This window comes from Rhodococcus sp. P4_F3_2 (assembly GCF_056401335.1).
In genome coordinates this window covers 161,306-186,409 of sequence record NZ_JBFUJN010000010.1, presented here as the reverse complement: position 1 = coordinate 186,409, position 25,104 = coordinate 161,306, and the positions used below count along the sequence as shown (strand labels likewise).

General features: G+C 62.5%; 23 protein-coding genes. 13 read left to right on the top strand and 10 right to left on the bottom strand.

Going from position 1 to position 25,104, the window contains the following annotated elements; all coding sequences use genetic code 11:
* Window positions 1-58 precede the first annotated feature (58 nt).
* The 7 genes from AC1DWA_RS13170 to AC1DWA_RS13140 form a co-directional block, all read right to left on the bottom strand.
* The gene (locus AC1DWA_RS13170; RefSeq protein WP_020723635.1) at window positions 59-751 is read right to left on the bottom strand and encodes an LpqN/LpqT family lipoprotein; all 693 of its coding nucleotides are present in this window, start codon (window positions 749-751) and stop codon (window positions 59-61) included.
* A 77-nt stretch (window positions 752-828) separates the two neighbouring features.
* Entirely contained in the window at window positions 829-1,701 is an 873-nt protein-coding gene (locus tag AC1DWA_RS13165; RefSeq protein ID WP_019746846.1) for a 5-oxoprolinase subunit C family protein, read from the bottom strand.
* 57 nt (window positions 1,702-1,758) lie between these two features.
* On the bottom strand, window positions 1,759-2,373 hold the full coding sequence (locus AC1DWA_RS13160) for a 5-oxoprolinase subunit B family protein (protein WP_019746847.1): 615 nt from the start codon (window positions 2,371-2,373) through the stop codon (window positions 1,759-1,761).
* Entirely contained in the window at window positions 2,370-3,131 is a 762-nt protein-coding gene (locus AC1DWA_RS13155; RefSeq protein ID WP_019746848.1) for a LamB/YcsF family protein, read from the bottom strand. Before AC1DWA_RS13155 ends, AC1DWA_RS13160 begins: the two co-directional genes overlap by 4 nt.
* Before the next feature lie 34 nt (window positions 3,132-3,165).
* Window positions 3,166-4,047: a metal ABC transporter permease gene (locus AC1DWA_RS13150; protein WP_003945811.1), complete on the bottom strand. Its 882-nt coding sequence runs from the start codon at window positions 4,045-4,047 to the stop codon at window positions 3,166-3,168.
* Window positions 4,044-4,904: a metal ABC transporter ATP-binding protein gene (locus AC1DWA_RS13145; protein ID WP_029254441.1), complete on the bottom strand. Its 861-nt coding sequence runs from the start codon at window positions 4,902-4,904 to the stop codon at window positions 4,044-4,046. Before AC1DWA_RS13145 ends, AC1DWA_RS13150 begins: the two co-directional genes overlap by 4 nt.
* A gap of 102 nt (window positions 4,905-5,006) precedes the next feature.
* Window positions 5,007-5,957: a metal ABC transporter solute-binding protein, Zn/Mn family gene (locus AC1DWA_RS13140; protein ID WP_477846407.1), complete on the bottom strand. Its 951-nt coding sequence runs from the start codon at window positions 5,955-5,957 to the stop codon at window positions 5,007-5,009.
* A gap of 139 nt (window positions 5,958-6,096) precedes the next feature.
* Between AC1DWA_RS13140 and AC1DWA_RS13135 the strand changes: the two genes are divergently transcribed.
* Window positions 6,097-7,185 carry a LacI family DNA-binding transcriptional regulator gene (locus AC1DWA_RS13135; RefSeq protein ID WP_007733995.1) on the top strand — a complete coding sequence of 363 codons (1,089 nt, stop codon included), beginning with the start codon at window positions 6,097-6,099 and terminating at the stop codon, window positions 7,183-7,185.
* Between the two features lie 3 nt (window positions 7,186-7,188).
* On the opposite strand, the gene otsB is transcribed toward AC1DWA_RS13135, so the two are convergent.
* Window positions 7,189-9,729 carry a trehalose-phosphatase gene (otsB, locus tag AC1DWA_RS13130; protein WP_021332371.1) on the bottom strand — a complete coding sequence of 847 codons (2,541 nt, stop codon included), beginning with the start codon at window positions 9,727-9,729 and terminating at the stop codon, window positions 7,189-7,191.
* An 87-nt stretch (window positions 9,730-9,816) separates the two neighbouring features.
* Window positions 9,817-10,455, bottom strand: coding sequence for a cholesterol catabolism transcriptional regulator KstR (gene kstR, locus AC1DWA_RS13125; RefSeq protein ID WP_003945752.1), 639 nt, complete (start codon window positions 10,453-10,455; stop codon window positions 9,817-9,819).
* 94 nt (window positions 10,456-10,549) lie between these two features.
* Here kstR and AC1DWA_RS13120 point away from each other — a divergent pair, with 94 nt between their 5' ends.
* From AC1DWA_RS13120 to AC1DWA_RS13095, 6 genes are all read left to right on the top strand, one after another.
* Window positions 10,550-12,712 (top strand): acyl-CoA dehydrogenase family protein, encoded by a 2,163-nt coding sequence (locus AC1DWA_RS13120; RefSeq protein ID WP_019746852.1) that lies wholly within the window; start codon window positions 10,550-10,552, stop codon window positions 12,710-12,712.
* Window positions 12,713-12,795: 83 nt separating this feature from the next.
* On the top strand, window positions 12,796-13,836 hold the full coding sequence (locus AC1DWA_RS13115; protein ID WP_283309578.1) for an acyl-CoA dehydrogenase family protein: 1,041 nt from the start codon (window positions 12,796-12,798) through the stop codon (window positions 13,834-13,836).
* Window positions 13,821-14,972 carry an acyl-CoA dehydrogenase family protein gene (locus AC1DWA_RS13110; protein WP_477846406.1) on the top strand — a complete coding sequence of 384 codons (1,152 nt, stop codon included), beginning with the start codon at window positions 13,821-13,823 and terminating at the stop codon, window positions 14,970-14,972. The genes AC1DWA_RS13115 and AC1DWA_RS13110 overlap by 16 nt, the downstream gene beginning before the upstream one ends.
* 10 nt (window positions 14,973-14,982) lie before the next feature.
* Window positions 14,983-15,990: a bifunctional MaoC family dehydratase N-terminal/OB-fold nucleic acid binding domain-containing protein gene (locus AC1DWA_RS13105; RefSeq protein ID WP_021342830.1), complete on the top strand. Its 1,008-nt coding sequence runs from the start codon at window positions 14,983-14,985 to the stop codon at window positions 15,988-15,990.
* Window positions 15,991-15,992: 2 nt separating this feature from the next.
* Entirely contained in the window at window positions 15,993-16,433 is a 441-nt protein-coding gene (locus AC1DWA_RS13100) for a MaoC family dehydratase (protein WP_020968404.1), read from the top strand.
* Complete coding sequence (locus AC1DWA_RS13095; protein ID WP_019746856.1) at window positions 16,430-17,599, top strand: lipid-transfer protein; 1,170 nt, start codon at window positions 16,430-16,432, stop codon at window positions 17,597-17,599. Before AC1DWA_RS13100 ends, AC1DWA_RS13095 begins: the two co-directional genes overlap by 4 nt.
* 107 nt (window positions 17,600-17,706) lie before the next feature.
* Here the strand turns inward: AC1DWA_RS13095 and AC1DWA_RS13090 are convergent, their stop codons facing one another.
* Window positions 17,707-19,011 carry an HNH endonuclease signature motif containing protein gene (locus AC1DWA_RS13090; protein WP_477846405.1) on the bottom strand — a complete coding sequence of 435 codons (1,305 nt, stop codon included), beginning with the start codon at window positions 19,009-19,011 and terminating at the stop codon, window positions 17,707-17,709.
* A gap of 85 nt (window positions 19,012-19,096) precedes the next feature.
* On the opposite strand from AC1DWA_RS13090, the gene AC1DWA_RS13085 reads away from it, so the two are divergent.
* The 6 genes from AC1DWA_RS13085 to AC1DWA_RS13060 all read left to right on the top strand — a co-directional run bounded on the left by AC1DWA_RS13085 (window position 19,097) and on the right by AC1DWA_RS13060 (window position 24,970).
* Window positions 19,097-19,639: a GNAT family N-acetyltransferase gene (locus tag AC1DWA_RS13085; RefSeq protein ID WP_084326825.1), complete on the top strand. Its 543-nt coding sequence runs from the start codon at window positions 19,097-19,099 to the stop codon at window positions 19,637-19,639.
* Window positions 19,640-19,694: 55 nt separating this feature from the next.
* The gene (locus tag AC1DWA_RS13080; protein ID WP_256063842.1) at window positions 19,695-20,696 is read left to right on the top strand and encodes an AraC family transcriptional regulator; all 1,002 of its coding nucleotides are present in this window, start codon (window positions 19,695-19,697) and stop codon (window positions 20,694-20,696) included.
* A 134-nt stretch (window positions 20,697-20,830) separates the two neighbouring features.
* Entirely contained in the window at window positions 20,831-21,241 is a 411-nt protein-coding gene (locus AC1DWA_RS13075) for a VOC family protein (protein ID WP_003945857.1), read from the top strand.
* A 126-nt stretch (window positions 21,242-21,367) separates the two neighbouring features.
* Complete coding sequence (gene acmB / locus AC1DWA_RS13070; protein ID WP_477846404.1) at window positions 21,368-22,561, top strand: methyl acetate hydrolase AcmB; 1,194 nt, start codon at window positions 21,368-21,370, stop codon at window positions 22,559-22,561.
* A 103-nt stretch (window positions 22,562-22,664) separates the two neighbouring features.
* Window positions 22,665-23,513: a mycofactocin-coupled SDR family oxidoreductase gene (locus AC1DWA_RS13065; RefSeq protein WP_003945658.1), complete on the top strand. Its 849-nt coding sequence runs from the start codon at window positions 22,665-22,667 to the stop codon at window positions 23,511-23,513.
* Window positions 23,510-24,970: an MFS transporter gene (locus AC1DWA_RS13060; RefSeq protein WP_477916698.1), complete on the top strand. Its 1,461-nt coding sequence runs from the start codon at window positions 23,510-23,512 to the stop codon at window positions 24,968-24,970. Before AC1DWA_RS13065 ends, AC1DWA_RS13060 begins: the two co-directional genes overlap by 4 nt.
* Window positions 24,971-25,104: the final 134 nt, after the last annotated feature.

The following is a 25,104-nucleotide window of genomic DNA, read 5'->3' as shown; positions in this document are numbered from 1 at the left end:
GTCGTAGTCTCGGCCCGCCGCGGTTGTTCGGTGATCAAGTGCTCAAATCATGAGGTGCTCAGCCGAATTCGATCGAGGTATTGATTTCTTCCACCTGGTTGGAAGTCTGCATGTTCGTCGTGTCGGTGAACTGATTCGCAAAGCTGACCAGGTAGACCGGCGAGTTGTCGTCGGCTTGGTAAGCGACGACTGTCATGACGGCGTAGAGCGGAACGTCCAGGTTTGGGGCGGTCCAGGTTCCGGAGAGGCGGAACCCCTGCTGTCCGTCGACGTCGATCTCGGTGTACTTCACCTCGGTCCATCCGTCGAGGGTGGCGATCGTTTCACGCGCAGCGGCAAGAACCTCGTCTTTTGTTGCGGTGCCTTGGTTTTCGACCGTCACGGTGGTGTTCGGCATGAAACCGCTGGGTTCCTGGCTGTTGCTGGACAACGCATCCGTAACGCCGGCAGGGATGTTCTCGCCGTGAGTCCAGCTCGGCGGGAGGCTGACGCTGATGCTCGGCGCTTCGGGGTCGTCGCCGGTTTCGATCGTCGTCCGCTCGCCGATGAACGGTGTTCCGTCCCTCAATGTCGGCGTCGCGGCAGCGGCAGACGACGAGGATGCAGAACTTTCGGAAGCAGTGGTCTCACTGGTGCTGGTATCACTGGAGACAGCGTCGCCGCTTTCCGAACTGCTGCATCCGGACAGGACGAGTGCAGCAGTGATCAGTGACGCTATTCCGAGAGCAAGTGTGCTGCTCTTAGGGCTCATAGTGTGAAAGTCCTTCAGGTTCTGGCGACGGCCGAGCGCCGCCGGCAGCATTGCTGGCGCGGCTGAGACTATCAGCGCTAGGACGGCCTGGTAGTGGCCTTCAAGGTAATGGTGCTGCCGGGCCGCAGCTGTGCCAGCGATGCAATCCCTGCGTCGGAAACGACGGCGATGACCGGGTATCCGCCGGTCACGGGATGGTCTGCCAGAAACACGACGGGCTGGCCGCCTGGCGGCACTTGGATGGATCCCATCACGACGCCTTCGCTCGGCAATTCCTCGGTGCGTGAGCGATGTAAAGGCCCTTGGCCCTGTAACCGGACCCCGACTCGGTTGGTGTGTTCGGTGACTTTCCACTTGGTGTGAAGGAGCGCGTGAACGGATGCGGCGGTGAACCAGGAATTTCGGGGGCCGAGCGTGATCTCGATCGGAACCGCGCCGAGTGCAGGTGCGGGCGGTGGAATCAACTCTTCGGTGGGCCACGTCCCTTCCTCTGCCCCGAGGAGGAGTAGATCGCCGGCGGCGAGCGGCGGCGGCCCGAGTCCGGAGAGTGTGTCGGTGGATCTGCTGCCGAGTACCTGTGGGACGTCGACGCCACCGCGTGCAGAGATGTACGTTCTCAACCCGGTTGTGCTGTAACCCAATTCGATAATGCTGCCACCGCCCAGGTGGATGCTCGCGTAGTCAGGTGCCGGCCGTCCGTCGACGGCCAGCGGCACCCGCGCGCCTGTCACTGCCGCCGTCATCGAACCGACGGCCCGCATCGCAAAACCCCCAGTGGTGACTTCGATGGTTGCTGCTCGAAAAGTGTTGCCTACGAGTCTGTTCGCGCTGTCGTGCGAGATCATGTCGACGGCGCCGGATCTGCCGACCCCGAGAGCGCCGTAGCCTCTCCGCCCGCGGTCCTGAACTGTGGCGAGCGGGCCGGTACGCACTACCTCGAGCCAGGCCATGAATCCATTGTCCCGCAACAACGCGGTGAAGACACCAAAATCATCCTTGCACCGAAATCATGCACGGACAAAGGTGACTGTGGTGCCGGGTAGAAGCAGCGCCGGCGGGCGGCTCTCGGCATCCCACACCGACAGTTCCGTCGTTCCGATCAACTGCCAGCCGCCCGGGGAGGTACGCGGGTAGACGCCCGAGAACGGTCCGGCCAACCCGACTGCACCGGCCGGGACCTGCCTGCGCGGGTCCGGTCGACGTGGAACCTCGAGCTGTCTCTCGTTGCTGGTCAGATACGCGAAGCCGGGGACGAAACCGATGAACGCGACGGTCCACGACGCAGACGTGTGAGCCTCGATGACACCGTCGACCCCGAGTCCGGTCAGCTTGCCCACCTCGACGAGATCGTCGCCGTCGTAGCGGACCGGAATCTCGACAGCAGGCCCGCTCTCATCTGCTGTGAGTTCGATCGGTACGGCCCCACGTACCCATTTCTCCACGAGTTTGTGCCCGGTGATCGTGTTGTCGTACTCGATCAGGATGGTTCGCGCCGCGGGAATCAGATCGATCACTCCGGGGATTCGACTCGCGTCGAGAGCCCTGAAGTTGCCCAGCACGCTCGGCAGTTCGTCGTATTCGACGAGGACTGCGGATTCACCGGCGGGCAGGATCGTGATCATGTGAACGGCGTGATCTCGACGTCGGAGGATTCGAGGAGATCGCGGATCGCTGCGGCCATGTCGACGGCTGCCGGACTGTCACCGTGTACGCACACCGACTCCGCGGTGATTTTGAGGGTGCTCCCGTCGACCGCATCCAACTCGCCGTCGACGACCATTCGCCGAACCCGTTCTGCAACAAGCGCCGGGTCGTGCAGAACGGCGCCCGACTCGGTGCGGGGGACCAAGGTGCCTTCTGCCGTGTACGCGCGATCGGCAAATGCCTCGGCGACCACGTCGAGACCGGCTTCGCGCGCCTCTTCCAGAAACACCGAACCAGGTAGTCCGAGAACAGGTAGCGAACTGTCGTAGGCAACGACGGCGGCGACCACAGCCCGCGCCTGCCGTCGGTGATGGACTATTGCGTTGTAAAGCGCGCCGTGGGGTTTGACGTACGTGACCCGCGATCCGGCGACACGAGCCAAACCGTCGAGTGCCCCTATTTGATAAATGACGTCGGCGGTGAGGTCTTTCGGGGACATGTCGATGAAGCGTCGGCCGAAACCGGCGAGGTCTCGGTAACCCACCTGCGCGCCGATCCGCACGCCGCGGGTGGCTGCGGATTCGCAAGTCGCCAACAGCGTTGTCGGGTCGCCGGCATGGAATCCGCAGGCGATGTTCGCGCTGGTGACAAGTTCGAGCATGGCGTCGTCGTCGCCCAGGGTCCAGGCTCCGAAGCCCTCGCCGAGGTCGCTGTTCAGATCAACGCTGTAGCCCATACCTCGATTCTAGGTAGGTATGGGCTCTCGGTGTTCAGGCGTGCGCCGGAATCCGTCCCGCATTCTTGCGACGTGCGGATCCGAAGAGTCGGCATATCAGGTAGATCACGAACGAGACCGAGGTGACGAAACTCGAGACGGGAACGCCGGGTGCCAGCGACAGAAGGATGCCGCCGACGGCTGCCAGTTCGGCGAACACGACGGAGAGAATTGTCGCCTTGAGTGGGCTTGCCGTGACGTACGCGGCGGCCGCTGCGGGGGTGATCAGCAGCGACATCACCAGCAGCGCACCGACGATCTGTACGCCGAGTGCTGCGGTGATGCCGACCAACACTGCGAACACGATCGACAGTGCCCGAACCGGAACACCGCGAGCTGCAGCAACTTCGGGGTCGGTGCTTGCGAACAGCAAAGGGCGGTAGATGAATCCGAGTGTGCCGATCACGATGACCGCGCACAGCAGCAGAAGTTCGAGACCGCTGTTTCCCGGCGCCACGATCTGTCCGACCAACAGTGAGAAGCTGGTTCCCGTGCGACCGTCATACGCCCAGAGGAACAACACCGACAAGCCGAGACCGAAAGCCATGATCACGCCGATCACCGAATCTCGGTCCCGCGCTTTGGCTCCGAGCAGCCCGAACAGCACTGCTGCGACCACGGATCCGACGATGGCACCGAAGCCGACGCCCACACCGACGAGAAGTGCGGCGGATGCGCCCGTCAGTGACAGCTCACTCGTTCCGTGCACCGAGAATGACATCTGACGGCTCACGATCAGCGGCCCGATAATGCCTGCCAACAATCCGAGGATGGCACCGGCAATCAACGCCTGTTGGACGAAGTCGTACTGCAGTAGGTCGACGGTGGCGGACACGTCGAACATCCGCGACATCGCGTCGGTGAACTTGTTACTCACTGGTGGTGATCCTCATCAGAATGGTGAACGCCTTCTCCCGGGCGTAGTCCGCCTGCGCTGCCGAGCGCGTCGATGGCGTCTCCGGTGCCGATCACGACGAGGCGGCCACGAACCTGCAACACTTCGACGTCGGTGTTGTACAGATCCGAGAGAACCTCGGACGTCATCACTTCGGCCGGCGTCCCGATCCGGAATTTGCCGTCCACCAGATAGAGCACTCGATCGACCAACGGCAGGATCGGATTGATCTCGTGCGTCACGAACAGCACTGCGGTGTCATGGCTGCGCCGACGCTTGTCGATCAGCGTCGAGACCAGGTGCTGGTTGGCGAGGTCGAGGCTGAGCAGCGGCTCGTCGCACAGCAGGATCCGCGGGTCGCCGACCAAAGCCTGCGCGATCCGCAGTCGCTGCTGCTCACCGCCGGACATGGAACCGATGGGAGCGTCGGCAAACGACTGGGCGCTGACCTGTGCGATGGCGTCGTCGACGATCTTGCGGCGACGACCCCGACGCAGTAGGCCAGTACCCCACTGGTGACCGTCGACGCCGAGGCCGACCAGGTCGCGGCCGCGGAGCGGGAGGCCGTCGTCGATGGATTTCTGCTGCGGGATGTACCCGACGTGTGAGTTCCCGGCCCGTGCCGGCGTGCCGACGATCTGTGCGCTACCGCCGCTGAGTTGTAGTTGGCCCAGCAGAATCTTCAGGAGTGAGGTCTTGCCCGACCCGTTCGGCCCGAGTACGGCGATGAACTCACCTGGCTGTACCTCGAGATCGAGCCCGTCCCACAATGTGCGGGCACCGAAGGACAATCGAGCGTCCTTCAGCGTCACAGCGGGCACGGAGGCCTTTGAAGGCACGGTGTTACCAGAAGGCACGGTGTTACCAGGGGGCACAGGAGTATTCGCGGAAGTTTCTGTCACAAGCCGATCGGTTCTTCTCGGAAATGGTGGGGCAAATAATTACTGGGCAGAGAGGGCGTTTGCGAGCGACTCCGCGGTCTGCGTCTGCCACTGAATGTAGTCCAGGCCCTCGGGGAGAGTCTCCGTAACCTCGACGACGGGCACTCCGGCGGTTTCGGCTGTGGTGCGCATGTCCTGGGTCACTTTGTCCTGCGTCTGGATGTTGTAGACCAGTGCGCGGGCTTGCTTCTCCGAGAGGAGCTGGCGCGTTGCGGCGATTGCGGCCGGTGAAGGATCGTTGCCGTCTTCGATGGCACTGGTGAACTCTTCGGGAGTTGCGTCCTTCAGTTCAGCTGCGACCAGGAGGTAGTGCGCGATCGGCTCGGTCTGCGCCACCGGTGCGCCCGCGTGGGCAGCGGCGATGGAATCGGTGATCGCTGTGACGCCGGCGAGCTTCTGGCTGTATGCCTTCGCGTTGTCCTCGTAGGTCGCCGCGTTGTCCGGATCGAGAGCGCTCAGCTGATCGGCAACCGAATGTGCGACGGCGTCGACGGTCGGAACGTCGAACCAGACGTGTTCGTTGACTGCGCCGTGGGTGTGACCGTCATGCGATTCGCCCGCGGTTTCGCCGGCGTGGATGCCGCCGTCGAGCAGGTTGTAGGCGTTGACCGTCTTCTGCTCACCCTTGCCCGCGTCGAGGACGTCGGTGATGAACTGGTCGTAGCCGCCGCCGTTGTAGACGACAAGCGATGCGTCGGTGATCTTGGCGGCATCGGCTGGAGTCGCCTCGAACGAGTGCGGGTCCGCGGATGGCTCGTTGATGATCGACGTCACGTTCAGCTTGTCGCCGGCGACGGCCTGCGCGACGTCGCCCCACACGTTCGTCGATGCGACGACGGTGATGCCTTCGTCTTTCGACGAGCTGGAGCTGCACGCGGTGAGCGCGAATGCTGCGGCGACCGAGACGGCCGCGAGGGCGGTGGCGGTGCGGAATTTCGACGACGAACGCACGTGCTTTTCTCCTGAACAAAGGCTGGGCTAAATGCTATTGGAAACCGTTACCGTTACACATTAGCGCATAGTCGCTGGTAGTTCACCTTCGGTTCAGCCCCAACGCGCCGTCTGCGGGCACTACGGCTAACGTCCGTTTATGCCCCGGTCCCGTCAGCCACGCCGTCAAGCCACTTTGGCGTCGCTTGCCGCCGAGCTCAATGTGTCGAGAACTACAGTCTCGAACGCGTACAACCGACCCGATCAGCTCTCCGTCGAGCTGCGGGATCGAGTGCTCCAAGCGGCCAAGCGACGCGGATATCCCGGACCCGATCCGGTCGCCCGCTCCTTGCGAACTCGCAAAGCCGGTGCCGTCGGTCTCCTGCTCACCGAAGCACTCAGTTATTCGTTCCGCGACCCGGCCGCCATGAGCTTCCTTGCCGGTCTCTCGGAATCGTGTGAGGACGCCGGCCAGGGCTTGCTGCTCATCCCGGCCGGGCCCGGCCGCGACGAGGTGGATGCTGCCGCCGTGGTCCAGCAGGCGGGCGTCGACGGCTTCGTCGTCTACTCGGTGGCCGACGACGATCCGTATCTCGCTGCCGTGCTCGAGCGTCACATTCCGATCGTCGTGTGCGACCAGCCGCGCGAGATTCCCGGTGCATCCCTCGTGGGCATCGACGACCGCGCTGCCATGCGCAAGGTCGCCGATTACCTCATCGGGCTCGGCCACCGTGACATCGGCGTGCTCTGCATGAGGCTGGGGCGCGACCGGATGGACGGCGTTGTCAGCCAGGAACGACTCAAGTCCCCGCACTTCCACGTCCAGCGTGAGCGGATCGAAGGAGTGCGCGACGCGATGGTGGCGTCCGACATGGACCCACTCTCACTCACGGTGATCGAGCGGTACGTCCACACATCGCAGTCCGGGCACTCGGCGGCGGCGGAAGCTCTCGCGACCAACCCCGAGATCACCGCACTGGTCTGCACCACCGACGTGCTGGCTCTCGGCGCCTTGGACTGGGCGCGCTGGCAGGGCATCGATGTACCTGGCCAACTCTCTATCACCGGATTCGACGGCGTCGACGAGGCGCTGCGCGAATCACTGACAACGGTGCGCCAGCCCCAGGAAGAGAAGGGCCGGCGCGCCGGTGCGCTCCTGATGTCGCCGTCTGGATCCGGCGTTCCGATAGTCGAGATGCTCGACACCGAACTACTGGCAGGGCGAACATCAGGTCGGATCAAGGGGTAGCGCTCACGCCAGGAGTTGGGCGCAGCGCAACAATCCCAGATGGCTGTACGCCTGGGGATGGTTGCCCAACGAGCGTTCCGCGATGGGGTCGTACTCCTCCGCGAGTAGTCCGGTAGGACCCGCTGCCGCGACCAACTGGTCGAACAGTGCCTCTGCTTGCAGGCGTTGTCCGATAAGTAGGTAGGCCTCGACGAGCCAGGCGGCGCAGAGGTGGAATCCACCTTCGATGCCGGGCAGGCCGTCGTCGTGATGGTATCGGTATACCGTTGAGCCGCTGCGTAGTTCAGCCTCGGTGGCTACGACGGTTGCAGCAAAGCGTGGATCCGTCGGATCGATCAGTCCCGACAGTCCGATGTGCAGAGTAGCGGCGTCGAGATCGGTACCGTCGTAGGCCGCGGTGTACGACTGGACGTCGTCCTTCCAGCCTTTGTGTCGTACTTCGTCGGCGATCTGGTCACGCAGTTCCGCCCACTCGGGCAGAGCCTCGCGAGAAAAGCGAGTAGCAAGATCGACGGCGCGATCGACGGTGACCCAACCCATCACCTTGGAATAGACGTGGTGGCGCGGGTTGTCGCGAATTTCCCAGATGCCGTGGTCCGGTTCGAACCAGCGCCGCTGCACTGCTTCGACCATGGCGCACACCAGTTCCCAGTCGCGATCACTCAAAGGATCGGGAGCACCGGCCTTTTCGCGTGCATTCGCCAGTTCGACGATCAGCTCGACGATCGGGCCGAACACGTCCAGTTGAACCTGCTGATTCGCGGCGTTTCCGACGCGGACCGGCCTGGAGCCGGCGTATCCGGGAAGTGAATCGATGACGGCCTCTGGCGGTAGCGAAGTCCCGTAGAGCGTGTAGAGGGGGTGCAGGCGCTCGGGTCCCGGCAGCGTTTCGAGCACGCGGTGGACCCAGTCGAGGTAGTTCTCGGCTTCATCGGTGGATCCGACGCTCACGAGAGCTGTTGCGGTGAGGGCGGCATCGCGCAACCAGCAGTAGCGGTAGTCCCAGTTGCGGACTCCGCCGATCTCTTCCGGCAGGGATGTTGTGGCGGCGGCCATGATGGAACCTGAATCGGCATGAACCAGCCCGCGCAAGGTCAGCGCCGAGCGTTTCATCAAGTCCGGCTTCAGCTTCGGCAGTTCGAGCGTCTTGGCCCAATCGGACCAGTACGCCTCCGAAGTCGCTCGACGCTCGAGTTCCGGAACTTCGGAAGGGCCGATTTCTTCTGTTCCGCAGCGCAATTCGAGTACGACGTCACCCTTGGACGGCTCGACGATGGCGTGGGCAGTCTGCTGGTTTCCGTCGGTGGCGATGTTCCACAGCACACCAGGGGAGCGGAGCACGTACGGCTCGTTGGTGCCGAGGACTCGAATGCCCTCGTCGACGACCTCGAGCGTGACCTGACCCTGGCCGAACTCGGGACGGGGTGCAAACGAGACGATCGCGTCGGCCTGACCGGAAATGATGCGGGTCAGGTCGGTTCGCCCCTGCGGGACGTCGTGGGGGAGGTAGTCGGTGACGGACAGGCTCGCCCAGCGGGTCTGAACGGTCATCGTGCTGTCGATGTACTTCTGGCTCAGTGGCAACGCTGTGCGGCGAGGCCCGACCGAGAAGTGGCCTGCCCCGGTTCCGCCGAGAAGGTGCGCGAAGACCGCCGCGGAATCCGGTTCCGGGTGACACAACCAGGTCAGCGTCGCATCCGGGGTCACCAAAGCGACGGTCCGCGGACTGGCGAGCATCGAGAGTCGCTCGATGGGCGGAGCGTCGGCACCGGAAAGCCACGTACGACGCTCGTCGAGCAGGAACGCCAGAGCAGCAGCGACATCCTCGGTGCTGTCGACGCGATAGTCGGCGACGGTGTCCCCGCTGCCGACCTTGATTCCGATGTCCGGCCCCTGCAGCCTGCTGAACGCCTTTTCGTCGGTGACGTCGTCCCCGATGAAGACGGCAGCGGTAGCGCCGTCCTGATGGCGGATCAAGTCGAGTGCGTGGCCCTTGTCGGTGGCGATGACCGCCAACTCGACCACCGACTTACCCTCGGTGACCTGAACACCCGGCCAGAGTGCCGATTCGGTGCGAACGGCGATGAGCGCCTTCTCGGCGTCGTCGGCGCTGGTGTTGCGTACGTGCAAGGCGACGCTGGCCGGCTTCTTCTCCACAGTTGCGCCGGGGGTATCGGCGGCGATTCGGCCTAATTCGGTGACGATCTCGTCGAGCAGTTTCCTGGCGTCGGCGTCGATCGCGTGAACGAATCCGATGTCGAACTCGGAGCCGTGGCTGCCGACCAATTGCACTTCGGCGGGAAGCCGGGACAGCGCAGCCAGATCCTTGAGGGCGCGGCCCGAGATCACAGCAGCAGTCGTCGACGCCAGGCTGGCGAGGGAGCGGAGCGCACGCACCGTTTCCGCGCGGGGATACGCCTTGTCCGGGTTGGCGACGATGGGTGCCATCGTCCCGTCGTAGTCGGAGGCAACGAGCAGACGCGGCGTGCGTGCCACGCCCGACAGCGCTCGGCGGAGTTCGATGGACAGATCTTGTGCGCTCACCTCTTCAAATCTAGGTGATGCAGCGACTCCTGGCTCGATACGTTTCTGTCAGATCAGTGCAAAAATGACAGATGCGACAAAGGATGTCTATTCGGGTTTCCGTGTTCCATCACCGAGCAGCAGTTCAACCGTCAATTCCAGTCGATTGGCGACATCGGTAGCCGAAGAACGTCGCGTGAGCCAGGCCACCAAATTGGACAGCCACACATCGGAGATCACGCGCGCGATTGCCAACTGCTCTTCGGTCGGCTCCTCTTCGGTCATCGCTCGTGCGAAGAGGCGGTCCATCAACTGGCCCACCTGATCGACCTCTGCCGCTGCGGAGGCGTCGGCGAACATGAACGCGCGAGTCATGGCTTCGGTGAGGAGCGGATCGCGCTGCATCGCTCGGGTGATGAGGCTGAGGATCAGCTGCATCCGCTCGAGCGGGCTGGTTCCAGGTGGGATCTTGCCCTTGGAATCGATCTTCTCGAATTCGCGTGCCAGAGCGGACACCAACAGGTGAACCTTGGAGGGGAAGTAGCGATAGAGCGTTCCGACTGCGACATCGGCGCGCTCGGCCACGGCGCGCATTTGAACAGCCTCGTAGCCACCCTTGGACGCCAGGGCGAGGGTTGCGTCGAGAATCCGCTTGCGGCGTTCACGTTGCGCGTTGGAGCTGAGATCGTCGTCCCCGAGCGTTGCAGAAGCAACCGCGTTGGAGCGGGATCGGGATGTTGTGGTCATCGACAAATTCCTTCGCGCCTTGACTCTTGGCCAGGTGTCATATTAGAACACGTTCTAAACAATTGTGTCACTTATCGAGAGGCGGGAACCAGTTGTGACAATCGCCACGACCGATGAACAGCGGGCGGTCCAGGAATCGATAGAGGCCTGGGCTCGCTCGGCCACGCCGATGGACATGGTACGCCGTGGACCAGCAGTTTCGTGGCGGGAGAAATGGTCCGAGTTCGCGTCTCTCGGGATATTTTCGGTCGCCGTTCCTGAATCGGTAGGCGGAGCCGGAGCCGAAATCGTCGATCTCGCAGCAATGCTCGAGCAGGCGGCAATCGAACTCGTGCCGGGTCCTGTTCTCACGACTGCGCTTGCAGCTCTGGTGGTTGGGCGTAGTTCGTCGCCCGCTGCCAAGCGCTGGTCCGAAATGCTCGCCGACGGTGCGTTGCCGTGTGCCGTCGTATTGGACGAAAGTCCAGTTGCGGCAACGGCGAATGCGTCCGGCGGCATCGAGCTTCATGGCGAAGGAGGTTACGCCTGGGGTGGAGACTCGGGCGTATCGGTCCTCGTGTCGGCGGGCGTGGTGTCGGAAGGTGAAGGCTCGCGTGTCGTCTGGGCTCTCGTCGACGGAGACAGCGAAGGTGTGACCTACGAAGCGGTCGACACGATCGACAAGTCGCGACCACTGGCGCGAGTCTCCTTCGACCGAGTGACGGTCGACGCCGACCGAATCCTCGATGACATTGCGCCAGGATCGGTTTCCGATCTAGCGGCGGTACTTGGGGCTGCCGAAGCTGCCGGAATTGCGGCGTGGAGTCTGCGTACTGCGGTGGAGTACGCGAAGATTCGCGAACAATTCGGAAAACCCATCGGTTCGTTCCAGGCGATCAAACATATCTGTGCCGAAATGCTGTGCCGAGTGGAAAATGCCGGAGCTGTCGCCTGGGATGGTGCGGTCGCTGCCGAGTCGGGCGACGAACTTCCGATCGCGGCGGCGGTGGCGGCCGCGGTGTCTCTGGACGCCGCTGTCGACACGGCGAAAGACTGCATTCAAGTGCTCGGCGGCATCGGATTCACCTGGGAGCACGAGGCGCACTTCTACCTTCGCCGAGCACTGTCGCTCCGGCAGATTCTGGGCGGATCGTCCCGCTGGCGCGCACGCGTCGCTGAATTGACGATCGGCGGCGCACGGCGTCACCTTCAGATCGACTTGAGTGAGCTGGAATCCGACCGGTCCGACATTCGCGAAGAGGTAGCGCAATTGGTGGCGCTGCCCGAATCCGAACAGCGCAACGCGTTGGCCGAATCGGGCTACCTTGCGCCGCACTGGCCTAAGCCGTACGGCCGGGGCGCCAAGGCCGCGCAACAGATTCTGATCGAAGAAGAGTTGGCAGCCGTCGGTATCGGCCGACCTGATCTCGTGATCGGGTGGTGGGCAGTTCCCACCATCCTCGAGCACGGCAGTGCGGAGCAGATCGAAAGATTTGCGACACCGACGCTCAAGGGTGAGATCACCTGGTGTCAGCTCTTCAGTGAACCTGGCGCAGGTTCGGATCTTGCCGCGCTGCGTACGACCGCGGAGAAGGTCGACGGCGGTTGGAAGCTGAACGGCCAGAAAGTCTGGACTTCGCTTGCGCGTGAAGCTGACTGGGCCATCTGCCTCGCCAGAACCGATCGCGAGGTTCCCAAGCACAAGGGCATCACGTACTTCCTTCTCGACATGAAGACGGCCGGGATTCGGATCTCGCCGCTGCGTGAGATCACCGGCGACGCTCTGTTCAACGAAGTCTTCCTCGACGACGTCTTCGTGCCGGACGACTGCGTCGTCGGCCAGCTCGGCGGAGGCTGGAAACTGGCCCGAACGACCCTCGCCAACGAGCGAGTCGCGATGAGCGGGGGCTCTTCGCTCGGCGGTGCGATGGAGGAATTGCTCGAGCTGGCGGGCGATCCCGATCCTGTGGTTGCAGACAAGCTCGGTGGGCTGATCGGAACCGCCATGGTGGGCTCGTTGCTGGAATTGCGCACGACACTGCGGCAATTGGATGGTCAGGATCCGGGCCCGGCGTCGAGCGTCCGCAAGCTGGTGGGCGTGCGCCAGCGTCAGAATGTCGCAGAGTTCGCCATGGAATTGGGTGGCCCAGCGGGATGGGTGGAGGGTCCGCTCTCGCGTGAGTTCCTCAACACGCGATGCCTGTCGATTGCCGGCGGAACCACGCAGATTCTGTTGACCGTCGCCGCGGAGAGAATTCTGGGCCTGCCCCGTGATTAGACGGCGTGAGTAGAGGCCTTTAGAAATGTCCACGTTGGTGATACAACTAGAACACGTTCTACATCAGAGACAGGATTGCCAGCGTGGACTTCACTCCCGATGAAACCCAGGAAGCGGTAGCCGAGGTGGCTACCGCGCTCCTTGCCCGCGAACTGGAGCCGGACGCGCTCTGGGCGGCATTCGCCGAAGCCGACCTGCTCACGTTGGCACTGCCCGAGCGTCTGGGCGGCGAGGGGCTCTCGGTCACCGACGTCGGCTCTCTTCTCGTCGAGGTCGGCCGAGCCGCCGCTCCCATTCCGGCTCTCGCAACCCTCGGCTTCGGCGTACTTCCCATCGTTGCTCTGGGGACCGACGCTCAGCAGGACGAATTGCTCACCGGAGTCATTGCCGGACGGGTGTTCACCGCGGCGCTCGGTGAGCCGGGTCAGCAGTTCCCGGCGCAGCCGTCGACCACCGCCCATCAGTCGGGCGACTGGTATCGCGTCAGCGGGACGGTGCTTGCCGTGCCTTTCGCGGCGAGTGCACACAGAATTCTTGTGCCCACCGACGCCGGAGTCGTTCTTGTCGATCCGACCGCCGCCGGCGTCGCATTGACGCCGACACCCAGTGCGTCCGGCAGTCCGGAGTTCGCAGTCACCATGGACGAGGCAGTCGGTGAACTTCTCGGTGCCGGCGAGGAAGCCGTCCAGACGCTGTACCGGATCGCTACGGCGAGTATCGGAGCCGTTGCAGACGGTTTGGTGTCCGGCGCCGTCGATCTCACTGCGGCACATGTCGGCTCACGCGAGCAATTCGGCAAGCCGCTCGCAACGTTCCAGGCGGTCTCACAGCAGATCGCCGACGCCTATGTCACCTCGCGGACTCTTCACGTCGCGGCGTTGTCGGCGTCCTGGCGCGTGTCGGAGGGCCTGGATGCCCAGTCGGACCTCGACGTCATGGCGTACTGGATCGCCCAGGAAGTACCCGCCACAATGCAGGTGCTTCACCACCTGCACGGCGGTCTGGGCGTCGACGTCACGTATCCGCTTCATCGTTACTACTCGACTGCAAAAGACTTGGCGCGCCTGCTCGGCGGCGCTTCGCAGCGACTCGACCTCGTGGGGGCCCGGTGTTCATCGATCTGACCGACAGTCAGCGCGCATTGCAAGCTGAACTTCGACGCTACTTCTCGACGCTGATCTCGCCCGAGGAGGCCAAGATCATGCGTGTGGAGCGCCATGGCCCTACCTATCGTGAGGTCATCCGTCGTATGGGCAAGGACGGTTGGCTCGGCGTCGGCTGGCCGGTGGAGTACGGCGGACGTGGGTTCGGTGAAGTCGAGCAGCAGATTTTTGTCAACGAGGCTGTGCGGGCGGATGTCCCACTGCCTTCGGTGACGTTGCAGACAGTCGGTCCGACTCTGCAGAAGTACGGCAGCGAGGAGCAGAAGCAGAAATTCCTGCCCGCGATCCTCGCGGGTGAAGTGCACTTCGCGATCGGCTACACCGAACCGGAAGCCGGCACCGACCTTGCAGCCCTGCGTACTTCGGCGACACGAAATGGTGACGAGTACGTCGTCAACGGCCAGAAGATTTTCACCACCGGCGGGCATGACGCCGATTACGTGTGGCTCGCCGTGCGGACCGGATCTGCCGATTCACGGCACCGCGGCATCTCGATCCTGATCATGGATACCAAAGATCCCGGCTACACCTGGACACCAATCATCACTTGCGACGGTGCGCATCACGTCAATGCCACCTACTACGAGGACGTTCGCGTTCCGGCGAACATGCTTGTGGGTGAAGAGAATCAGGGTTGGCGCCTGATCACGACGCAGCTCAACCACGAACGCGTCATGCTCGGTCCGGCAGGTCGTGTCGCAGGGATTTACGACCACGTCTTCGATTGGGCCAAGCGTGAAAACCTGCTTGATCACGTTGACGTACGACGCGCGCTCGGCGAGATTCACGCGACGTATCGCCTCAACGAACTGCTCAACTGGCAAGTGGCATCGAGTGATTCGGAGTCGGTGGACATTGCCGACGCTTCGGTAACCAAAGTATTTGCGACCGAACGCATCCAGCGAGTCGGTCGACTCGCGGAAGAGATCGTCGGACGGTACGGAAATCCGATCGATCCCGAAACGGCTGATCTCATGGAGTGGCTGGACATGCAGATCAAGCGCAACCTGGTGATCACCTTCGGCGGTGGAGTCAACGAGGTGATGCGCGAATTGATCGCTACCGCCGGCCTGAAGCTTCCCCGCGTTCCGAGATAGGAAACAAATCGTGTCAGATCCCATTCTCACTGCTGCCGAGCGGGTTCGAGAGGACGGGCCAAGCGCTCCTCGCGCCGGCCGGGACCCCGTGAACTTGCCGATGATCCGCAACTGGGTCGAGGCGATCGGTGACGAGAACCCGATCTACGTCGACGAATCGGCCGCCCGCGCCGCCGGACACGACGGAATAGTCGCGCCGCCGGCGATGGCGCAGGTATGGACGATGCGCGGTCTGGGGGCAATTCGAGAAGCCGACGATCCGTTGGGCCGGATGACGGACATTCTCGACGAGGCCGGATTCACGTCCGTCGTCGCGACCAACTGCGATCAGATCTACCACCGCTATTTGAAGCCGGGTGAAGAAGTCACCATCTCTTCGGTGTTGGAAGACGTAGTGGGACCGAAGAAGACAGGTCTTGGTGAAGGGTGGTTCTTCACTACCCGCAGCTTCTGGCGGGTAGGCGAAGAACTGGTCTCGGAGATGATGTTCCGGATCTTGAAGTTCGCGCCGCCGGTAAGTGAGCGTCCCTCCACTGACGTACCTGCGGACCTGGACGCATCTCGGATGCTGCGCCCGACGGCGTCTCTAGACACACAGTTCTTCTGGGACGGTGTCGCCGCACACGAGTTGCGTATTCAACTGCGTGCGGATGGTTCGGTGCAGCACCCACCCGTGCCCGCGATCTGGAAGGACAAGTCGGAGCAGACCGACTACGTGGTCGCGTCAGGGCGGGGAACGGTCTTCAGTTTTGTCGTTCACCACGCGCCCAAGGTTCCTGGTCGGTCGTTGCCGTTCGTCGTTGCCCTGGTCGAACTGCCTGAGGGTGTGCGGATGCTCGGCGAATTGCGCGGCGTCGATCCCTCGAGTGTGTCGATCGGAATGGAGGTGGAGGCGATCTACCTCGACTTCCCCGGAGACGACGAGACCGGGGGAACTCCCTGGACTTTGTACGCCTGGCAGCCGGTTGGGGCTTCTGCGGTTTCGGCGGTTCCTGCGGTTTCAGCGGGGAAGGAGTGACGATGACTTTGACGACGGATATCACTGTGGGAGAGGTTCTTCCGCAGCTCTCGATTTACGGCGACCCGACGTTTGTGGTCTCGGCAGCGCTCGCTACCCGCGACTTTCAAGATGTTCACCACGACCGTGATCTCGCACAGAAACGCGGCTCGAAAGACATTTTTGTCAACATCCTCACCGACACCGGCCTGGTGCAGCGATTCGTGACCGACTGGGCAGGACCGCGGGCAGTACTCACGTCGATCAAGCTGCGCCTCGGGGTCCCGTGGTACGCCTACGACACTTTGACGCTCTCCGGCACGGTGACCTCCTACGACGAGGATCTCGTTTCGCTCGCGGTGGTCGGCAAGAACAGTCTGGGAGATCACATCACTGCGCAGGTCACACTGGCATTTCCGGCGTCGGGCTCGAATGGAGACATTGAAAACGGAGACATTGAATGAGCGCATTGTCCGGCAAGGCTGCGATCGTCGGAATCGGAGCCACGGATTTCTCGAAGGACTCCGGTCGCAGCGAACTGCGACTGGCCGCCGAGGCTGTTCAAGCCGCGTTGGACGACGCCGGTCTGACACCCGCCGACGTCGACGGTCTTACCTCGTTCACCATGGACACCAACACCGAAGTGGCAGTGGCTCGTTCGGTGGGTATCCCGAACCTCAAGTTCTTCAGTCGTATTCACTACGGTGGCGGTGCCGCTGCGGCGACGATTCAGCAGGCGGCCATGGCGGTCGCCACTGGCGTCGCAGACGTCGTCGTCGCTTACCGCGCGTTCAACGAGCGATCGGGTGCGCGTTTCGGGCAGGTGAACTCCGGCCTTGTGGCGCAGGTCAATTCGTCGGGAACGGACAACGCCTTTTCCTATCCTCACGGATTGGGTACTCCCGCATCGTTTGTCGCGATGGTCGCGCAGCGATACATGCACGTATACGGAGCGTCCAGCGAGGACTTCGGTCGAATCGCCGTCGCGGACCGTAAGCATGCAGCCACCAATCCGAAGGCGTTCTTCTACGGAAAACCGATCACCCTCGAGGACCATCAGAACTCGCGATTCATCGCTGAACCTTTGCATCTCCTCGATTGCTGCCAGGAATCCGACGGCGGCATCGCCATCGTCGTCACCTCGCCAGAACGAGCCAAAGATCTGAAGAACACACCCGCCGTTATCGCTGCCGCCGCACAGGGCAGCGGGGCAGATCAATACATCATGACCAGCTATTACCGCGACGGTTTGACCGGCCTACCGGAGATGGGCCTTGTCGGCGATCAACTCTGGTCACAAAGTGGGCTGCGCCCGTCGGACATGCAGACGGCGATCTTCTACGACCACTTCACGCCCTATGTTCTGATGCAACTCGAGGAACTCGGTTTCTGTGGTAGGGGAGAGGCCAAGGACTTCATCGCCGGTGGCGCAATCGAACTCGGAGGCAAGCTTCCGATCAACACCCATGGTGGACAGCTCGGCGAGGCATACATTCACGGGATGAACGGTATCGCCGAGGGAGTTCGGCAGATCCGCGGTACTTCGGTCAACCAGGTCGACTCCGTCGAGAATGTGCTGGTGACCGCGGGAACGGGCGTTCCGACATCGGGGCTTGTGCTGACTCGCTGATCGTTGTGAGCACAGCTTCATCAAGCGTCACGGCCTGTTGGCACCGCATCGAGGTCTCCTTCGATGCGGTGCTGGGCCGTGTTCTGTTGTGCCCGAGGAGTACTACCTCAGGTTTTGAAGGTGGTGTTCGCGGGCCGCGGGTGCTGGCCGGGGTCGATCGAGGGTGGTGGGATGAACCAGGGTTTGTTGTCGACGCCGATGCGGATCACCCATTTCCCGACGAATCCGGTTTTTCGGTGCATCAATCGATGATGTGAACGGCACAGTAGGACAAGGTTGTTCATCACCGTCGGGCCGCCGTTGGCCCAGTGCCGAATATGGTGTGCGTCGGTCCACGCGGGCACACATGTGCAGCCGGGGAACGCGCAACCTCTGTCGCGGGCGATCAACGCCACTCGCTGCTCCGCGGACACTAATCGTTTCCCGGGTTTCGCATCGAGCGGCGCCCCGTGATCGTCGAGCAGCACCGTGGACAGGAAACAATCGCACCCGAGGAGGCTGGTCTGCGACACGGACAGGGGTCCGAGCCAGGGCATGTGCCCGACATCGAGATCCGACACAGCCACTCCACCACCATCGGGCGAGGGTGCGGCGGCGCAGTCCCGATGCTCAGCCAGATCACGGGCGTTGATGTGCACGTTCACGTGCGGACGCTGACCACCATCGACACCGGTTTTCGCGCAGTCGAGGTAGCGGCGGATCAGTTCGGTGAACCCGTCCGCGGTCCGTTTCGCTGCGGACCGAGAATCCGGGGTTCCATCGGGTGCCGGGGTGGGCATCGTCAGATTCGACAACGCCGATAGCAGCATTTCCCCGGTGAGAGCGTCGAAATCGCCGCGCACCACCACCCGGCCGTTCAACGTCGACGCGATCCGGAGCTCGTTGCGATCCACATCTTCGGCGGGTGGAATTTCATCGGATTCGAACACTCGCTCCAAGGTCGCGATAACACTCCGCACCTTCGTGGTCGTCGCCTCCACGCCCGACGCGGCAGCCAACAACAAATCGATACAGCGAGGCAACGCGGCGTCCGGCATGCCCTTCGGTGGTGATTCGCAGAACGCCACGATCAACACGGCATGATCGAAGGAGCAGTCCCCGACATCGAACCGGGCCGCCACTGCGGGAAAAGGCCGCAGCGCTGCACCCAGGGCGGCGATCTTCTTCCCGTCCCGAACCTGCAGCATCGTGTTGGCCGCCAACCACGGACCGACGCCGCGGCTCGCGATCACCTGATCATCGGGCCGCAACGACAACTCGTCCACCACCGCCACACGCACAGCCTCGAGACGCAGAATCTCCGCACTCGCCTCGATAGCAGCGGTACGCAGCTCCGCAGCAGACAACTGCCACAGGCGTCCGCGCAACCCCACCGCAGAACCCGAAACCACGTCCGACAGATAGACACTCATTGAATCCCCCGATCCCCTACACAGAGAATACTCGAACATGCGTTCGAGTCAAGGGGTGCTTGCGGGCTCGCTCTAGGATCGCTGGATGTTCACGTTGACTACGGAACGCCTTGTTCTTCGAGATTTCACTGCCGCGGATGAAGATGCCGTCCATCAGTACGCGTCCGACCCTGCCGTCTGTAGATATGTTGATTGGGGGCCGAACACCCCCGCGGTGACCAGGGCATTCCTGGCTGACGCGGCATTCGAAGCTGCGCTCGTCGAACGTCGCACGTTCACCCTGGCCATCACGTCGAAGGCTGATGGAACGGTCATCGGTTCCGTAGCTGTGTGGGAAGTATCCGCCGCGCACCGGCGGGCGGAACTCGGTTTTGTCGTGAACCCGAAGTCCCAAGGACGAGGTTATGCATCCGAGGCAGGGAGCGCGGTCCTGGGACTCGCCTTCGCTCGCCTTGGAGCACAGCGCGTGCAGGCAACGTGTCGTCCGGAGAACTCGGCGTCGGCGTCGGTGCTCACCAAAATCGGAATGGTGGAGGAGGGGCGGATGAGGGCTCACATGGTGATCCGGGGGACCGCGGTGGATTCGCTGCTTTTTGCTGCAACACGATCTGCCGCCGTACAGCCATAGACCGCGTCAGCTCACTTTTCGTGACCTTCCCGGGCCCTGGTGCGATACTCGAACCATGTTCGAGGATGCCTTGCTCATCGACGCGGCCGGCCGGCCCACTATGCGGCATCACCAGGCCTTTTCTCGGGACTGGGATCGCATCAAGGAATGGTCCGACAACATCTACATGCCGTATACGGTCACGCCGATAGGAAGTCGGTTGAAGCCGGCTTCGGACATGTACTCGGCGGCGGTGGGCAAGATCGACGTCACCCGATTCTGCTACGGCATTCCGGTCTCTGTCGGTGAATGTTCTCCTGAGGCCGGAAACATTCTGGTTCTGACGACGATCAGAGGCAACGGCCGACATGCCCTTGGCCGGGGAGCTGCGGCAAATACTGCCGTGGGGGAGACTTTTGTCGCCGACTGTAGTCGGACCGACTATTTCGTCGAATTCGACGCGGATCATCTGCAGCTGAATCTCACTGTGCCGCATCAGCTTGTCGCCGACCACGCCCAGCAGTGGTACGGGGCGGTTCCCGACGATCGTCTGTGGCGGCACAAGTGCACCATCGGCGGCCGTGGCTCGAGTTGGCTCGCATTGATGGACTATGTCGTTCGCGCAATTGCAGAGTCACCTGACGCGATGTCGGGTGAAAGGCTGGGCGCCAGAGTTCAAGAACTCATCACGGCTCAGCTTCTCGACGAGTGGGCGACGCAGGCCGGGTTGCAACTCGGTGTCGACGTCGCCTCCGCCGAACCGGCCTATGTGCGATCGGCGGAGGAGTACATCGACACGTTTGCGCGCTCGGTGCCGACGGCGTCCGAGATCGCCGCTGCGGTGGGTGTCAGTGTCCGGGCGCTCACTGCGGGATTTCGACGGTACCGAGACACCACGCCGGGGCAACGATTGCGCGCGCGTCGGCTGGAGGGGGTACGCAGCGAACTGTTGCGTTCCGATGGGAGAACCGTCTCCGAAATCGCAAACGCCTGGGGCTACGTCAATCTGGGCATGTTTGCAGCCGCCTACCGGAAACGGTTCGGAGAGTTGCCTTCCGAGACTCGGAACCCACTCTGAGGACAGTTGTTTGAACGGTCATGACGATCGGTTTACGCACTCGATGAACTGCGATGATCCGTTGTTTCGTGTCGGAGCGTTCTGCAAGGATTGAAATCGAACGTGACAGCAATCCCACGAGCTAGGAGTACGTCATGGCAACTCGACTCAATCCGTACATCAGTTTCAACGGTAACGCGCGTGAAGCGTTGGAGTTCTACAAGGGCATTTTCGGTGGCACGCTGGCGCTGAGCACGTTCGGTGAATTCGGCAATCCCGGCGAAGGCGGGGACAAGATCATGCACGGAATGCTCGAAACCGATCAGGGATACACCCTGATGGGTGCTGACACTCCGCCCGGCATGCCGTACAACCCCGGCGACAACATCACAGTGAGCCTCAGCGGCGACGACGGCGATGTGCTGCGCGGGTACTGGGAGCAACTGTCGGGAACGGGTACCGTCAGCGTTCCGCTCGAGAAGCAGATGTGGGGCGACGAATTCGGCGCCTGTACAGACAAATTCGGCATTTCCTGGCTGGTGAATATCGGAGCGCCCCAGAGCTGACTCCAGACTCTGCCCGGTTCTGCCGAAACGAGACAGTTTTCCTGCCGTTTCGAGGCAGAGCCGGGTGTGTGATCGCCGTTACATTCTGTTCGACAAGACAAGTTGCAAGTCGGATGGAGAAATGCAGTGACGATCGAAGATATTGCGCGGAAGCCCCTTTCGAAGCAGCGCCTCGACGACGTGCTGGCGCGAGCAACTCAGGGGGCCGATCGCGTCCCGGGTGTGGTCGCGATGATCACGGATCGAGAAGGCAACATCTACGAGGGTGCTGCGAGTGAGCGGACTCTCGGTTCCGGCGTTCGGATGACCCTCGATACAACCTTTGCGCTCTTCTCCACCACCAAGGCGATCACCGGTACCGCTGTCCTGCAATGTGTGGAGGAGGGGTTGCTCGATCTCGATGCACCAGCAGCGACCTATGTTCCCGACATCGGTGAGCTGAAGGTCCTGGACGGTTTCGAGGCCGGCGGAAACCCCGTTCTTCGAGAACCCAAGCGTGACATCACCACTCGCATGCTGCTCCTTCACACTGCAGGGTTCGGCTACGACTTCTTCAACGAGTCGTACAACCGGCTCTCACAGGAACATGGGCAGCCCAGCGTGATCACGTGTAGCAAAGCGGCGCTCACGACACCGCTGCTCTTCGACCCGGGTGAGAAATGGGAGTACGGCACCAACATCGACTGGGCCGGACAGGTCGTCGAGTCGATTCGAGGTCAGCGACTCGGCGATGTCATGCGTGAGCGCATCTTCGAACCTCTCGAGATGGCCGATACGGCATTCACGATGAACCCGTCGATGAAGGATCGACTTGCGCCGATCCATCAGCGCGAGAGCGACGGAAGCCTCACTCCGCTCATCGGATTCGAGCTTCCGGCCGAACCCGAGGTGCACATGGGTGGCCACGGTTTGCACGGCACTGTCGGCGACTACACGAAGTTCATTCGTATGTGGCTCAACGACGGCGCGGGCACATCCGGTCGCGTGTTGTCGCCGGAGACGGTAGCTGCAGCCGTTCAGAACGGGCTCGAAGGCCAGCACGTGGGGTTGTTGCCCGGAGTTCTCCCGACGCTGTCCAACGATGCGGAATTCTTCCCCGGTGTACCCAAGGGATGGGCATACTCCTTCATGACAAATGAAGAGGTGGCACCCACCGGTAGGCCGGCTGGATCGCTGGCTTGGGCGGGTCTTGCCAACCTCTATTACTGGATCGACCGGCAGACCGGCGTCGGCGGGTTCTGGGCAACGCAGATTCTGCCGTTCGCGGACGCTGGATCCATCAACGGATACCTGGAATTCGAGACCGCCGTTTACCAGTGATCGGCTGGATTCCCGCTGTCCGGGATCGACTGTTTCTTTCGGGCGGGTTCGGAGTACGCATGCAGTACAGCGCACGCTTGCATACGACGAACTAGGAGACGGCATGAACAGCCTCGAAGGCAGCTTCGAAGGAAAAGTTGCACTGATCACCGGCGCCGCACGCGGTCAGGGGCGCGCCCACGCTGTCGCATTCGCGGAGCGTGGCGCGGACATCGTGATCTGCGACCGGTGCGAGAACAGTGATGTCGTCGCCTACCCCCTCGCAAACGAGGAGGATCTGAAGGAAACCGTTCGTTTGGTGGAAGCCACCGGTCGTCGGTGCATTGCCGTCAAGGCAGACACTGCTGATCGCGACGCAATGGACGCGCTCGTTGCCCGCGCTGAAGCCGAGTTCGGCCGTGTCGACATCGCCGTCGCGAATGCCGGTGTGTCCGTGCCCGCTCCGATCACGTCGATGACGTCGGCACAGTGGAACGAAGTCATCTCGTCGAACCTGACCGGTGTGTTCAACACCGTTGCGGCCGTGTCAGGTGGAATGGCGGAACGTGGATACGGTCGCATCATCACGATTTCCTCGATGATGGGTCGATCCGGTGGCACCCAGATGGCGGCGTACGGCGCCTCCAAATGGGGCGTCATCGGTTTGACGAAGAGTGTGTCGCTCGAACTGGCCAACTCGGGTGTGACCGTGAATGCTATTGCGCCGGGGAATATCTCGACGCCGATGATTCACAACGACATGATGTACGCAATGATGCGGCCTGACCTCGAATCGCCGACGGCAGACGACGTCGAACCCGTGTACGCGACTCTGCATGCGCAGCCGGTCGGTTGGCTGGATCCCTTCGAGATCACGCGAGTAGTCCTGTTCCTCGCCGCCGACGCGAGTGCCCACATGAGTGGCATCGTGGTTCCTGTCGACGCCGGAGTAGCCGCTCGCTCGAACGCTTGACGGACAAGACTGTTCGCGCGAAAGCGCGGACCGGGTGGGTCGTCGGCGTCCTGAGTCTGAGCGGTGTGGTGGTCGCGCTGCAACAGACCTTGGTGGTGCCGGTCCTGCCTGCGTTCGCGACGGCATCGGGAGTATCGTCGTCCACCGCTTCCTGGCTGGTGACCTCGACGTTGCTGACCGGTGCCGTCGCAACCCCTCTCATCGGCAGACTCGCCGACATGTTCGGCAAGCGCGCGATGATGCTCGTCTGTCTTGCCGTGATGATCGTCGGCTGCATGGTTGCTGCGCTCAGCCAGAGTTTCTGGTTACTGATCCTCGGGCGCTCGTTGCAGGGGTTCGCGACGGCACTTCTGCCCGTCGGAATCAGCATCATGCGCGATGTCCTTCCTCCGGAAAAGCTCAGTGGTGCAGTAGCTCTCATGAGTGCGACGTTGGGGATCGGTGGCATGTTCGGTATGCCGATGGCTGGGGTGATCTCGGCGCACTGGGGACTACCCGCGCTTTTCTGGGTCACCGGTGGATTCGGGGTCGTACTGATAGTCGTCTTGCCGCTGGTGGTGCCGGAATCGACTGTGAAGAGTCGCGGACGCTTCGACTTTCTGGGAGCCACAGTCCTCACGCTCGCTATGACTGCACTGCTGCTGGCCGTTTCGAAAGGAACCGAATGGGGCTGGGCAAGCCCCGAGGTTCTGGTTCTGATCGCGTCAGGCGTGGTCTTGCTCTGTGGATGGATTCCGTGGGAACTGCACACGCCGGCACCACTGGTCGATCTGCGGACTTCCCTTCGCGCTCCGATTCTGGTTTCGAACGTCTGCGCAGTATTACTCGGTTTTGCCATGTTCATCAGCGCGTTGGCGGCAACGCAGGAACTTCAGTTGCCCCTGGCGTCGGCGGACGGTCTCGGACTCTCGGCTGCCGAAGCCGGACTGGCGATGATGCCGGGCGGAGTCCTGATGATCGGATTGGCGCCGGTGTCGTCGAAAGTGACGAGGCGATGGGGAGCGAAGGCTACGTTGGCGTCGGGTGCGATCGTCATTGCAATCGGATATGTCTTGCGTGTGCTGTTGGCGCCGACGTTGGTCAATATCGTGATCGGCGCTGCCGTGGTATCGGCCGGTGTGGCATTTTCCCTGGCAGCCATGCCGACTCTGATCACCGAATCTGCGCCGATCCATCAGACTGCCTCGGCCAACGGATTCAACAGCCTGCTCCGTTCGGTCGGTACCTCCACCGGAAGCGCCGTTGCGGCAGCGGTATTGGCCAGTTCAACGGTGGTGATCGGTGCGAGCGCTGTGCCGACCCTGCATTCGTTCGCGGTTTTGTACTGGATCGGAGCGGGCRTATCAGCACTGGCCGCCGCGGTGACGTTGGCAGTGAAGGTGGAGCGGACGGGGGCGGTATCGCTGCCCGAGTTACCAATTGCAGCCGAAACCGATGGCGCAACGAAGATCGGGTGAGTCGACGGACTGACCCGATCTTCGTCGTCACCGTTATCTTCGACTGGAATCAACCAGGTACCCGAGACCGGGAGATCCTAGGTGATCCTGGGAGGTGATGTTTCTGGCAATCCGGGGGGTGGTGGTCTGTTCTG